This window comes from Stenotrophomonas sp. HMSC10F07, assembly GCF_001807895.1.
GTDB classification, from domain to species: domain Bacteria; phylum Pseudomonadota; class Gammaproteobacteria; order Xanthomonadales; family Xanthomonadaceae; genus Stenotrophomonas; species Stenotrophomonas sepilia.
The window spans coordinates 1-12,413 of sequence record NZ_KV791419.1 but is presented as its reverse complement, the minus strand read 5'-3'; the positions used below and the strand labels follow the sequence as shown (position 1 = coordinate 12,413).

Sequence of the window (12,413 nt, the reverse complement as noted above, 5' to 3'; positions counted from 1 at the left end):
CCGCCATCCCACGGATAGCCCGCTGTTGCTGTTGCTTCGGCTGTTGCTGTTGCTGTTGCTCTGGCTTCGGCAGGTGCAGGGCTGCAAGCCCTGCCGAACACCCTCTACTTTGCCTGCTCGCAGAACTTCTGCCGGTACTCGAGCGCCTTCGGCATCAGTGCCTGCAGGTTCTGGATGCGGGTGCCCGGATTCGGGTGGGTGGAAGCGAACTCCGGCGGCGCCTGGCCGCCACTGGCCTGGCCCATGCGCTGCCACAGCGGCACCGCCTCGCGGGGATCGAAGCACGCCGCCGCGGCCAGCATCAGCCCCACTTCATCGGCCTGCGTCTCGTGGCTGCGCGCATAGGGCAGCAGATAGCCGTAGCCCATCGCCGACATCATCATCTGTTGCTGCTGCGCATCCATGCCGCTGGCGGCACCGGCCATCTGCCCGATCTGGGTCAGCTTCTGCTGCGCCATCCGCTGCGCACCATGGCGCAACAGCGCGTGGGCGATCTCATGGCCCATCACCACCGCCATCGCATCACGCGTACGCGCCACCGGCACCAGGCCGGTGTAGACCGCCATCTTGCCGCCCGGCAGGCAGAACGCATTGGCCTGCCCGGACGGGATCACGTTCACTTCCCACTGGAAATCCCGCGCGAAATGCGCCGGCTGCACGCCGTGCTCCTGTGCCAGCGCGGTCTCCACCACGTCCACCTTGGCGATCAGGCGCTGCGCGATGTCGCGCACATCGCGCGCGATCGGCGCATTCGGATCCATCGGCCGTTCCTGCGAGAGGATCTGCTGGTAGGCCTGCAGACCGAGCGCGGTCTCCTGGCGCGCATCCAGGCTGCTGTCGATCATCACCTTCTCGCCGGTGTAGGGATCGACGGTGCGATTGGAGAACCAGTAGAACACCGCGTAGCCCGCCGCCAGCAGCAGCACCCACCAGCGGATGTTGCCGAACAGGCCGCGTCGCTGCGGACCTTGGGGCGAGCGGGAAAAGGGATCGTTGCGCATCGGTGGTCTTCCAGCAGACCCCGCCGGCTGGCGGGCACGGCGCAATCTTAGTGCGCGGACGCCAGCAGCGGGTGAAGCCCGATGCCGCTCAGATGCCGCGCACCAGGCGGAAGCCGATGCGCGCATTGGTGGTGTCCGAATCCTGCGATTGACGCCAGGCCGCACGGGTCTGCTCGGGCGCATTGGCCCAGTTACCGCCCCGGATCACCCGCGACCGGCAGCCCGGGTTGAACCAGGCGACACCATCGGACGGCGCACGCCGGTAGCTGGCGTGCCAGCAGTCGGCCACCCATTCGCTCAGATTCCCGGCCATGTCGTGCAGGCCGAAAGCATTGGCCTGGAAACTGGCCACCGGCGCCGGTCCCCACCAGCCATCGCCATAGCCGATGAATGCGTTGTGCCAGTGCCGACCCGAAGGCGAGACGTCCTTGCTGCCGGTGAAATTGCCGCTGCCCGGCGGCGGCGTACCAGCGTCTCCCCAGGGGTAGCGGCCACTGCTCCCGGCGCGCAGCGCATATTCGAATTCGGCCTCGCTCGGCAGCCGGTAGCTGCGTCCTGTCTGCTCGGACAGCCATGCCGCGTAGTTCTCGGCATCCCGCACGCTGACATGCATCACCGGCGAGTTACCCAGTGCACGCGCGCCATCGTAATCCGAACGCCAGTCAACGCCGCTGCGGCGGATGAAATTGCCGCTGCGCTCGTCATAGACCACCGAGTGGCCGCGCCGGGTTGCACGTGGTCGTGCATTGGTCGACTTCACATAGCGCTCGAAATCGCCGACGGTAACCTCAGTGATCGCCATCGCGAAGCCGCGGTCAAAGCGCACGTAGTGGGAGGGGCGCTCGGCGTCGGTGGAGCCGGGCTCGGCATCACCCGCGCCCATCTGGAAGCCGCCATGCGGCACCACCACCATCTGCGGACCGCGCCCACCATCACGCATCGCGTCGCTGAACACCTGGCCCGGACGGAAGCTGCCGTAGTGGGTGGCCAGATCGATGCGTTCGCGCAGCTGGGCCACCACCGCATCCCCCGGCAAGGCGATGCGCAGGGCCTCGGCCAGCTTTTCGCGCGCCGGCTTCAGCCCCTGCGGCGTGGCCAGCTCGCGCAGGCCCTCATCACGCAGCTGCAGCAGCGCGGCGGCGCGGATCTGCTCGATGCGCTCGAAGGCATCGGCAATGGTCGGTGACGAGTCACGGACCTTGCTGGCTTCGGCCAGCCAGGTGCCCGCACTGACAAAGTCGCGTACGCGCGCGGCGTCCTCGGCCCGGCGGATCAGGCCACTTTCGGCCGCCGCCAGGCCCTGCCGCGCCCGGCTGTTGTGTTCGTCCAGAGCCAGCGCTTCACGGAAGTTGCCGATCGCACCGTCACCGTCCTCGCCGATCCGCCCCGATCGCAGGTCTTCCTCGCCGGCACGGTTATAGGCCACCACGCGCTGGGCGAGCTCCACCCGGCCCTGCAGCGCGCGCACCTTCTCATCCTTCGGCGCCAGGGTCAGCAGTACCAGTGCCTGGCGACTCGCCTCGGCCAGCGCCTCGCGCTGCCGTAGTGGCCGAACCAGCAGAGCATCGGCCTGCTGCTGCAGGCGCTGGCGAGCACGCTGCAGGCCGCTGCGGGCCAGGCGGTCATCCGGATCTTCCTCCTGCACCGCCAGCCACAGCGGAACCGCCGCGTCGGCGTCCTCGTACAGGTGCCCTTCGCTGAACGCCTTTTCGGCTGCGCGGCGCAGCTGGGCGACGCTGCGGCCCTGCCGGTCGACCCGTGGCGGTGTCCACCGCTGCACGTCCTCGGTGGCATCCTCACCGGCAATGGTGACGCTACCCTGCCCCGCCCCCGGTGTCGGCTCCGCCAGTGAACCTTCCTGCGGCCGCGCGTCTTCGCCAGCAGCCGGCCCCGGCTCCGGTGTTGCCGAGGGCGACGGCGTGCAACCGGCCAAGGCCACGGCCAGAGCGGTGCACAGCACGGACGACAGCGGAAAACGCAAGCAGGATCTCCTTCGGCACGGACGCGGACCGACGTTAGGCTATTCTCCCCTGCCTGAGCAAACCCGAGTAGTAGGCCCTGACCCGTGGCAACCTGGATCACCACCCCCGCCGAGCTGGATGCGTACTTCCAGCAGCGTCCGGCCCGCATCGGCCTGGACACCGAATTCATCCGTGAACGCACGTTCTGGCCGCAGTTGGCTCTGGTGCAGATGGCGGTCGGGCAGGACATCCTGCTGATCGATCCGCTGATTCCCGGTATGGCCGAGGCACTGGCGCCGTGGCTGGCCGATGAGTCGATCACCAAGGTGATGCACAGCGCCAGCGAAGACCTAGTTGCCTTCAAGTGGACCTGCGGCGTGTTGCCGCGACCGCTGTTCGACACACAGATCGGCGCCTCGCTGGCCGGCATTGGTGGCGGCATGGGCTACCAGAAGCTGGTCGCGGAAATCACCGGCGTGGCGCTGGCCAAGGGCGAAACCCGCTCGGACTGGATGCGCCGTCCGCTCTCGGAGTCGCAACTGCAATACGCCGCCGACGACGTCGAGCACCTGTTCGCGCTGCATGACGCCATTGATGCCAAGTTGCAGGCGCTGGGCCGCCAGCAGTGGCTGCACGACGACGGCGAGCGCCTGCTGGCCAGCGTCGCCAATGACGAGGACCGCTGGCCGCATCTGGCGATGCGCTCAGCGCAGTTTCTCGATGCTCCCGCGCAGCGCCGCCTGCTGCGCCTGCTGCGCTGGCGTGATGTGCAGGCACGCAGCAGCGACCGCCCGCGCAGCTGGATCCTGGACAACGAACTGGCCGCCACGCTGGCACGCACGCCACCGGCCGATGCCGCCGCGCTGGCCACGCTGTTTGAACAGTTCCCGAAGGCACCGCGCAAGCTCGCCGGCGCGGTGTGGCAGGCGCTGGACACGCCGCTGGCCGATGAGGCCGAGGCACCGCTGGCACTGCCCGCCAACGACACCAACAAGCAGGCACTGAAGAGGCTGCAGGATGCCGTTGCCGAGCGCAGCCGCGAGCTGGGTCTGCCGGATGGCGTGCTGGCCTCGCGCAAGCATCTGGAAAGCTACCTGGAGCGCCGCCAATGGCCCGCCGCACTGGCCGGCTGGCGCCAGCAGGAACTGGAGTCGCGGCTGCAGGCGCTGCTGCCCGCACGTTGATGGCACAAGGCGCCGGACCACGCCGGCGCCGTGCACCTCAAGCCTGCAGGGGCCGTGCTAGGGTTTGGCGGTACTGACAAGGAGACGTCGATGCAGACCCTCAAGATCGCGACCGCCTGCGCACTGCTGCTAACCACGTTGGGCCTGGCATGCTCCGGGCAGGCCGCACCGCTTTCCTATGCACAGGAAAAGGAGAACACAGCCAAGCTGGTGGACATCATTGACGGTGCCACCCGCGACGGTCTGGTTGCCGTGCTGGTGCCGGCCCCATATGTCGTGCACAACGGCGGGCCAGGCGTCGGCTCTCCGGTCCCCGGCTTTCATCTGGGCAACCGCTCGACCGACCTACCCGGGTTCTCGACGCGGGTGTCCTTCCAGCACAAGGATATTCCCTCCCAGGGCTATGTGCAGCTGTTCAACACCAACGAACTGGAAACCGGCCCGCAGAGGACGGTGTTGATGGACGTGTTCGAGGTGCATCTGATTCCGCCAGGCACCTATCTGCTGAACGGTGCGGAGAACTACCGCCTGAACACCCGCGTGGCCAAGCTGAAGCCGCTGGGGACCACGGACGAAGTATCGAAGGACATCGGCGCCACCCGCCTGGCCGACGTCGATTACCGTTTCTATTCCTGGAAGAAGGTCTGGGTACCACCCGGCGTCCTGACCGATCAGCACTCCCAGCAGGTCTGCATCTCGGTGCATGTGGCCTCCGGCAACTGCGTGGCATGGGGCACCCAGAACTACGAAACCTCGCGCCCGACCGAAGGCTACTGGGATGACAGGATCGTCCCTGAAGACATCCCTGCCGTACGCATCCAGGCGGTCATCACCAAGGCCCACGCGCCACTGGCCTTCACTGCCCGCGAAGGGCAGATCCTGCTCAGCCCCTTCATTGTTGCCGCCGACGGCGATATCGATTTCAACGCCAACGACTGCGCACCGGTCGACAAGCTGACAGGATGCGCTCTGCGCCGCTTCACGGTGCACTACCAACCCGCGCCGCTGGACGCTGCGCGCAAGCACATCGCAATCACCTCGCGCGGCCTCAACGGCAAGCAGCGCAAGGTACTGGAGCGGATGGAGGCGATGCAGCTGCAGGTGCTGGGCCCCAGTGCGCCGTCCGATGCAGCGCTGGGCAAGGGCGTCAGCGCCACGCCTTGAGCACGGCTGATGCCTGGCCAGCAACGAAAAACGGCGCTCGATGAGCGCCGTTTCCGGTACACGACGGGGTAAGGCTTACCAGTTCATGTTCAGCGAGACACCGACGGTGCGCGGTTCGTTGTAGACCGCAGCCATATAGTTCTCGATCACACCCTTGAGGTTCTTCTCGTTGGTGATGTTGCGCGCGAACAGCGCCACTTCGTAGGCACCGTAGTTGCCCGAGTAGCCGATCTTCAGGCCGCCTTCGAAATCACCCTTGGAGTTGAACTCCTTGCTGTCGTACAGCACGAAGCTGGTGTAGCCCTGCTTGTTCCAGTCGGTGGACACGAACATGGTGCCCGCGTCGCTGACCGGGAAGTCGTAACGGGCGGCCAGGTTGACGTTGTACTTCGGCGCGTTCGGCAGCGGGTTGCCGTCGATCTGCGCGAAGGTGTTGGCACCGACCTTGATGGTCGGGTCATTCACCGTGCACACCACCTGGCCGTTGAGGCCGCAGACCTGCGCGTAGACGCGCTTGTCCTTGATCTCGCTGTGCAGCAGGCTCAGGCCGGCGCTCAGGGTCAGGTTCGGGATCGGGCGCAGCTCCATGTCCGCTTCGAAACCATAGGCCTTGGCCTTGTCGGCGTTGAACAGCACGCCGTTGCCGTCCGAATCGTTGCCGTTGAGCTGGATGTCGTTGACGGTATAGGTGAACGCGGTGGCGTTCAAGCGCAGGCGGTTGTCCCACAGGCTGCTCTTCACGCCCGCTTCCCAGGACAGGATGGTCTCGGAATCGGCGGTGGTGAAGTCGGCATTGAACACCGCCGAACGACCCTGGATGGTCGGGCCACGGAAGCCACGCGCGACCTTGGCGTAGACGCTCACCTCCGGCGTGATCTGATACATCGCGCTCAGATCCCAGCTCGGGGTGGTGTCGGACATCTTGACGTCGGTGCGGCCCTTGTAGGTGACCACGCCGGCAGCAGTGTCAGCCGTCTTCAGCAGGCGGGTGTGCTTCTCGTCCCGGGTCTGGCGCAGGCCGGCCGTGACGGTGAACTTGTCGGTGAAGGCATAGCTCAGCTGGCCGAAACCGGCCCACGAGGTGTTCTTGTTGCGCAGGCGCACCCAGTTGTTCGGGTTGCGGGCCGCGCCCTGCAGGAACCAGGCGCGCTGGTAGAAGTCGGTGGTGTCGCTGCCGTTGAAGTAGAAGGCACCGGCCTGCCACTGCAGCGCGCTGTCGTCATGGCTGGCCAAGCGGAATTCCTGGGTCCACTGGTCCAGGTCGCGGATGCGGCCCATCGACTGGCCGTAGCCGTTCGGCACGCCGTTCACCGGGAAGTTCACCGCAGCGCCGCCGTCGGTGTCGCCACGGCTGTAGCCGGAGGTGGTTTCGTAGGCGGTGATCGAGGTGAAGTCGATCGCGCCGAAGTCGTAACGTGCCTTCACCGAGCCGCCGTAGGTCTTGTAGGCCTGCGGATTGTTGTCGGCTTCGTCGTAGGCGACCTGGTCGCGCGGCACGTCGGTCTTGTTCGAGCCCTTGGTCAGCGCACCGCGCAGGAACAGGGTCGAGGTGCCTTCGTAGTCACGGGCGTGGGCCGAGGCCAGGATCGAGAACTGGTCGCTCGGGGTCAGCAGCAGCTGCGCGCGTACGTTGCGGTCATCGAAGCCGCCCATCGCGTTCTTCTTCGGGCTGACCGTGCCGTCGGCACTCGGGCCCTTGTAGGTGTTGTCGACGTAGTCATCGCGGTGCTGGTACAGCGCCGACACGCGGAACGAGGCGATGTCATTGATCGGACCGCCGAAGCCGCCGTCGATCGACACGCTGTTGTAGGTCGCGTAGCTGGCGCTGACCCGGCCGGTGTAGTCCTGGGTCGGCTTCAGGGTGTCGAACTTGACGATGCCGGCGGTGGTGTTGCGGCCGAACAGCGAGCCCTGCGGGCCACGCAGCACTTCCACCTGGTCCACGTCATAGACCGGGTTGGACTTCAGCACCACGTGCTCCAGCACCACATCGTCCTGGATGATCGACACCGGCTGCGAGGCCCCCAGGTAGAAGTCGATATTGCCCAGGCCACGGATATAGAAGCGCGGGAAGATGCGGCCGGTGGTGGTTTCCGCATACAGGCTCGGCACGCGGCCGGACAGTGCCAGCAGGGTGTCGTCGCCGCCGGCGGTGAAGTCGCGCATGCGCTCGCCCTGTACCACCCCCACCGAGACCGGCACTTCCTGCAGGTTCTGCTCACGGTGTTCGGCGGTCACGGTGATCGTGTCCAGGCCGGTCGGGGTCGGCGCGCTGTCCTGCGCGGCGGCACCGAAGCTGCCGACCAGAGCCAGGCCGGCGCAGGCCAGGGCCAGCGGATGGCGGCGGAAGGAAACGAAGGAAGACGACATACCCGACAGGCGGCGGGAATCGGAATGGGAGGGCATGGAATGCTCTGAGGAGGCGTCCGTGCGGCCTGCGCGAGCCGGGCGGCAAAAAGGGGAAAACTGCGCAAGCGGCCATTATCCCCCAAATTGTTACGATTTCGTTGCGCGGCACCCGAACCCGGCGAAACAAGCGGTTTCGGCACAGTCCGCCGGCAGCGCCTGGGGTCAGATCCGTTTTCCAAGGGAAAACGGATCTGACCCCGAAGCTCCTGGCAGCCGGGTCAGCGCGACATCGACCCTCGCAAGTCGCCCGCATGCGCGCTGCGAAACCAACTCTCGCCTTTACTTCTACGGTGCCACGGCTTCGCGGGACGACTGCTCATTGCTGCCGCCCCCGGCATTGCCTTGCGCAACGCCTGGTCTCTGTCGAATTCGCCCTGCTGCGCCAAGCACTGGCCCGAATCCGGCCGGCACGGCGGTGGATCCAGGCCTTGCGTCGTCCCTGCCCGGCGCTTGGCAAGCCCGGCAGGCAGCGCTACACTGCAGCCCTGCCGTGGGGCCATAGCTCAGCTGGGAGAGCGCGTCGTTCGCAATGACGAGGTCAGGAGTTCGATCCTCCTTGGCTCCACCACTATTCAGAAGAACCCGTAGATCCTGGCGATCTACGGGTTTTTTCTTGTCTGGAATCCGCCTGGCCGGGTTCCTGGCCGCCATCCTTGCGGCGCGGGCTGCGCGAATGCGCATCACGCACCTGTTGGTCGCACTGGCCCGGCCGCTGCTTCGCCACGTTGTCCTGCTTCCGGTCCTGGCGGCTTTCCTGGATGCCCTGCTTCGGGTCCTGATCCTTGTCTGGCTCGTTCATCTGATTACTCCCTCATCGGCATCAGGCCGACGTTCTGCCCCACGCTAGAGGCCGGCGGGTAATCCACAGGTCAGTCCCGCGCCAACAGCGTGTGCACGAACCCACTTGCTGCGACGGTGAACACACGCCCAGAATCCGATGCAGCACGAATTCCGCGTACATCCATGCCCCCGCCCGCCCAGCACGCGGCACACACCGTGCCGATGAACCTCAATCCAACCGACGGCAGCATCCAGCTCGGCACGCTGCCGAACCTGATCTGTCCCAGCCTCTCACCGCAGGAGGCGCGCATCGCCTTCGCCACGCTGACGCATGGCGAGCGCGATGTCGGCACCGGCTATGTCTGGCTGAGCCTGCACCGGCTCAGCCTGGGCGGTGCACCCGCTGGCATCAGCCTGTGCTTCCACGGCCAATACCTCGACATGGTGACAATGAGCGTCGATCTGCCCGGTGCAACACTGGAAGACGGCTGGCCGACCCAGGCCGCGATCGATGCCGAAGTCGCTTTCATGCGGCGCACCTTGGCCACGGCACTGGGGCGCAAACTGGCAGGCGGCCACGCCCGCTTCAGCTGGGGCGAGGCCTGGGCCCGGTTCGACCCGAAGGGATTCATGGCGAGCAGCGGCCTCCGCTACTCGCCTCGCACGTGACGGCGCTCAGGTTCGGGTGATCGACACGCCGCCTTCAACGCGCATTGCGGTACCGGTAACGAAGCTGCTTTCATCGCTGGCCAGGAACAACGCCGCATTGGCGATCTCCTCCGGCTTGGCCATGCGCTTGAGTGCATGCAGCGAGCGCACGAAATCACGCGCATCACCGGTCGGTGCCGCCTGCCGGCCCATCTCGGTATCGGTGCCCCCGGGCAGCAGCACGTTGCTGCGCACGCCACGCGCGCCGTATTCGGCGGCGATCACCTGGCTCAGGCCGATCAAGCCGGCCTTGCTCGACGCATAGGCCGCCATTCCCGGGAAGCCGACGGTGTGGCCGACGAAGGTGCCGACAAACACCAGCGAGCCACCGCCGCGTGCCAGCAACGCCGGCAACTGGGCGCGTGCGGCATGGAAGGCGGCATCGAGATTGGTGGCCATCACCTCGCGCCACGCATCCACCGGGAACTCTGCTGCCGGTGCACCGGGGCCGAGCATGCCGGCATTGTTGAGCGCGATGTCCAACCCACCGAATGACTGCTGGGCCAGTTCCACCAGCGCCGGTGCCGTGGCCGGATCAGCCACGTCCGCGGCATGCACCACCACCTCGCCACCGGCGGCGCGGATCTGCTCGGCCAGCGCCTGCAGCGGCTCCGGCCGCCGTGCGTTGAGCACCAGCTTTGCCCCTTCTGCAGCGAAGCGCAGCGCGCTGGCGCGGCCGATGCCGGCGCTGGCACCGGTGATGAGAGCAATCTTGTTGTTCAGCCGCATGGTCGTGGTACCGGTTGTGAAGTGGCCGCCACGATGCCGCGCCTCTCGCCTGCCAACACTCCGTTTCCGGGCCCGACCCATCGGTGCAGGAAACGGAGTTTCCGCAGAACCAGCACGTGCCAGAATCCGGCCATGGACAGCACCACCACCACCGCCCTCGATGCCCGCGTCGAACGGGTTTGCCGCCACCTTCAAGCCAGCCACGACGAACCCTCGCTGCAGGAACTGGCCGGGATCGCGGGTTGCAGCCCAACCCGTCTGCATCGCCTTTTCAAGGAAGCAACCGGGTTGACCCCGAAGCAGTACGCTGCCGCGCTGCGCGCCGACCGCCTGCGCACCGGGCTGGAACAACAGGAACGCATCACCGACGCCTTCCACGATGCCGGCTTCGGCTCCAGCGGTCGCTTCTACGAGAACGCGCCGAAGCTGCTGGGCATGACGCCGAAGCAATGGCGTGCCGGTGGTCGCGGCGAAGTCATCCACTTCGCGCTTGCCGAAAGTTCGTTGGGCAGCGTGCTGGTGGCCAGCAGTGCCACCGGCGTGGTCGCGATCCTGCTCGGCGACGATCCGGAAGCGCTGCTGCAGTCACTGCAGCAGCGCTTCCGCCAGGCCGAACTGGTCGGGGCCGACAGCGGCTATGAACAACTGGTGGCACAGGTGGTGGGCCTGGTCGAGGATCCCTCGCGAGGCGCCACGCTGCCGCTGGACATCCGCGGCACGGCCTTCCAGCAACGTGTATGGCAGGCGCTGCAGCAGATTCCGCGCGGACAGACGGCCTCATATGCCGAAATCGCCGCGCGTATCGGCGCGCCGCAATCGAGCCGCGCGGTGGCACGCGCCTGCGCAAGCAATCCGCTGGCCGTGGCGGTGCCCTGCCACCGGGTGGTGCGCCGCGACGGCGACCTGTCCGGCTATGCCTGGGGCGTGGCACGCAAGCGCGAACTGCTGCGCCGGGAAAAGGTCGCCAACGGCTGACGCGACCCGCAAGCCGCCGACCTTGTCGGCGCCCCCAACCTCCGGTAGCCGCCAACCTTGGCCGGCATCGGCCAAGCCCTCAGTCCAGCTTCACCACCAGCTTGCCGAAGTTGTGCCCCTGCAGCAGCCCGAAGAACGCCTCCGGTGCATTTTCCAGCCCTTCCACCACATCCTCGCGGTACTGGATGCGGCCCTCACGCAGCCACTGCGCCATCTCGCGCTCGAAGTCCGGCCACAGGTGCTTGAAGTCGTGCACGATGAAACCGCGCACGGTCAGGCGCTGGCGCAGGATCTGGCTGAACAGCACCGGCAGGCGGTCCGGGCCAGGCTGCGCAACACCACGATTGTTGTAGGTGGCGATGGTGCCGCACACCGGAATGCGGGCGAAGTCGTTGAGCAACGGCAGCACCGCATCCAGCACATGGCCCCCGACGTTCTCGAAGTACACGTCGATACCCGCAGGTACCGCCGCGCGCAGCTGCTCGGCAAAATCAGCCGCGCGATGATCCAGCGCCACGTCCACGCCCAGCGTCTGCAGATAGGCACGCTTGGCCTCGCCACCGGCGATAGCCACTACGCGCGCGCCCTGCAGCTTGGCCAACTGCGCCACGGTCGCGCCGACCGGCCCCGTTGCGGCGGCCACCACCAGCGTCTCTCCCGGCTGCAGGCGGGCGATTTCATGAAGGCTGGAATAGGCGGTGAAGCCCGGCATGCCATACACCCCCAGCGCCGTACTCAACGGCAGCCCGGCCGGGTCCAGGCGGCGGCCCAGCGCCTTGGCCGGCAGCACCGCGTGGGTCTGCCACCCGCCCGGCGCCAGCACCTGTTCGCCCACTGCGACACCCGCAGCCCTGGACTGCAATACCTCGGCCACGGTCTGGCCTTCCATCACAGCTTCCACTGCCACCGGCGCGGCATACGACGGTCCCTCATCCATGCGTCCACGCATGTACGGGTCCAGTGAGAGGTAGCGATTGCGCAGCAGCACCTCACCGTCGCCCAAGGGCGGCAGCGCGGCCTGCTCCAGGCGGAAATTGGCTGCAGTGGGCGCCCCCTGCGGACGCGACGCCAGCACGATGCGGGTGGTGGTCGATGAGTCGGACATGACGACGGTCTCTGCTGTTGCCAGCATCAGGAAAGGAACGCCGACACTACGCCGCAGCGTTCCCCCATGGGGGTCACGAAAACAGCGTTCCATGTCCGGTATCGGTGCCGTCCACGCGCAGGCCGCGCCACGCCGCGTTTGTCGATCACCGTGGCCCGCTGAATTCCGCCGCACGCGATGATCACCGCGCCACCGCGCACGGATGAATCGGCATCCAGCGCCCCCCTGCCCCGCGACGGCGGATCAAGTACTTGCGTCTGCGCAGACGGCAATGTGAAGGTTTTTTGCCAAAATGCTTGCCGTAGCCGGCTGACCTCCGTAATATGCGCGTCCTTGGCAGCGACCTCGCTGCAATGAACTACGTGGCCGAGTAGCTCAGTTGGTAGAGCAGGGGATT

The 12,413-nt window shown here is 66.8% G+C and carries 11 protein-coding genes and 1 tRNA gene; 5 read left to right on the top strand and 7 right to left on the bottom strand.

The annotated features are described in order from the left end of the window. Positions 1-104: 104 nt before the first annotated feature. Positions 105-1,001, bottom strand: coding sequence for a M48 family metallopeptidase (locus tag HMPREF3114_RS14385; RefSeq protein ID WP_053500725.1), 897 nt, complete (start codon positions 999-1,001; stop codon positions 105-107). Positions 1,002-1,089: 88 nt separating this feature from the next. Then, complete coding sequence (locus HMPREF3114_RS14380) at positions 1,090-2,982, bottom strand: formylglycine-generating enzyme family protein (RefSeq protein WP_053500727.1); 1,893 nt, start codon at positions 2,980-2,982, stop codon at positions 1,090-1,092. 84 nt (positions 2,983-3,066) lie between these two features. Between HMPREF3114_RS14380 and rnd the strand changes: the two genes are divergently transcribed. Both rnd and HMPREF3114_RS14370 read left to right on the top strand, forming a co-directional pair. Continuing rightward, positions 3,067-4,146: a ribonuclease D gene (rnd, locus tag HMPREF3114_RS14375; protein WP_005417789.1), complete on the top strand. Its 1,080-nt coding sequence runs from the start codon at positions 3,067-3,069 to the stop codon at positions 4,144-4,146. A 90-nt stretch (positions 4,147-4,236) separates the two neighbouring features. Further along, the gene (locus HMPREF3114_RS14370) at positions 4,237-5,310 is read left to right on the top strand and encodes a hypothetical protein (RefSeq protein WP_070489937.1); all 1,074 of its coding nucleotides are present in this window, start codon (positions 4,237-4,239) and stop codon (positions 5,308-5,310) included. A gap of 75 nt (positions 5,311-5,385) precedes the next feature. Here the strand turns inward: HMPREF3114_RS14370 and HMPREF3114_RS14365 are convergent, their stop codons facing one another. Next, positions 5,386-7,716 (bottom strand): TonB-dependent receptor, encoded by a 2,331-nt coding sequence (locus HMPREF3114_RS14365; RefSeq protein WP_053500729.1) that lies wholly within the window; start codon positions 7,714-7,716, stop codon positions 5,386-5,388. A 495-nt stretch (positions 7,717-8,211) separates the two neighbouring features. Here HMPREF3114_RS14365 and HMPREF3114_RS14360 point away from each other — a divergent pair. After that, a tRNA-Ala gene (locus HMPREF3114_RS14360) sits at positions 8,212-8,287 on the top strand. Here the strand turns inward: HMPREF3114_RS14360 and HMPREF3114_RS20675 are convergent. After that, a complete protein-coding gene (locus HMPREF3114_RS20675) occupies positions 8,288-8,518 on the bottom strand; it encodes a hypothetical protein (protein ID WP_083297603.1) in 231 nt (76 codons plus the stop codon). It lies immediately after the preceding tRNA gene. Between the two features lie 164 nt (positions 8,519-8,682). Here HMPREF3114_RS20675 and HMPREF3114_RS14355 point away from each other — a divergent pair, with 164 nt between their 5' ends. Next, a complete protein-coding gene (locus tag HMPREF3114_RS14355; RefSeq protein ID WP_053500731.1) occupies positions 8,683-9,168 on the top strand; it encodes a hypothetical protein in 486 nt (161 codons plus the stop codon). 6 nt (positions 9,169-9,174) lie between these two features. Here HMPREF3114_RS14355 and HMPREF3114_RS14350 read toward each other — a convergent pair whose 3' ends face one another. Then, positions 9,175-9,936 (bottom strand): SDR family oxidoreductase, encoded by a 762-nt coding sequence (locus HMPREF3114_RS14350; protein WP_032954356.1) that lies wholly within the window; start codon positions 9,934-9,936, stop codon positions 9,175-9,177. A gap of 132 nt (positions 9,937-10,068) precedes the next feature. Between HMPREF3114_RS14350 and HMPREF3114_RS14345 the strand changes: the two genes are divergently transcribed. Continuing rightward, entirely contained in the window at positions 10,069-10,911 is an 843-nt protein-coding gene (locus HMPREF3114_RS14345; RefSeq protein ID WP_053500733.1) for a bifunctional transcriptional activator/DNA repair enzyme AdaA, read from the top strand. Between the two features lie 79 nt (positions 10,912-10,990). Here the strand turns inward: HMPREF3114_RS14345 and HMPREF3114_RS14340 are convergent, their stop codons facing one another. Beyond that, positions 10,991-12,016 carry an NADP-dependent oxidoreductase gene (locus HMPREF3114_RS14340; RefSeq protein WP_053500735.1) on the bottom strand — a complete coding sequence of 342 codons (1,026 nt, stop codon included), beginning with the start codon at positions 12,014-12,016 and terminating at the stop codon, positions 10,991-10,993. Between the two features lie 26 nt (positions 12,017-12,042). Beyond that, a partial coding sequence (locus HMPREF3114_RS21295; protein WP_218086322.1) for a hypothetical protein occupies positions 12,043-12,413 on the bottom strand: 371 nt, incomplete at its 5' end.

Excerpts from the sequence above, each read along its gene's own strand:
- HMPREF3114_RS14385 (WP_053500725.1), bottom strand. The coding sequence starts at position 1,001 with ATGCGCAACGATCCCTTTTCCCGCTCGCCCCAAGGTCCGCAGCGACGC.
- HMPREF3114_RS14370 (WP_070489937.1), top strand. The coding sequence starts at position 4,237 with ATGCAGACCCTCAAGATCGCGACCGCCTGCGCACTGCTGCTAACCACG.
- HMPREF3114_RS14365 (WP_053500729.1), bottom strand. The coding sequence starts at position 7,716 with ATGCCCTCCCATTCCGATTCCCGCCGCCTGTCGGGTATGTCGTCTTCC.
- HMPREF3114_RS20675 (WP_083297603.1), bottom strand. The coding sequence starts at position 8,518 with ATGAACGAGCCAGACAAGGATCAGGACCCGAAGCAGGGCATCCAGGAA.
- HMPREF3114_RS14355 (WP_053500731.1), top strand. The coding sequence starts at position 8,683 with ATGCCCCCGCCCGCCCAGCACGCGGCACACACCGTGCCGATGAACCTC.
- HMPREF3114_RS14350 (WP_032954356.1), bottom strand. The coding sequence starts at position 9,936 with ATGCGGCTGAACAACAAGATTGCTCTCATCACCGGTGCCAGCGCCGGC.
- HMPREF3114_RS14345 (WP_053500733.1), top strand. The coding sequence starts at position 10,069 with ATGGACAGCACCACCACCACCGCCCTCGATGCCCGCGTCGAACGGGTT.
- HMPREF3114_RS14340 (WP_053500735.1), bottom strand. The coding sequence starts at position 12,016 with ATGTCCGACTCATCGACCACCACCCGCATCGTGCTGGCGTCGCGTCCG.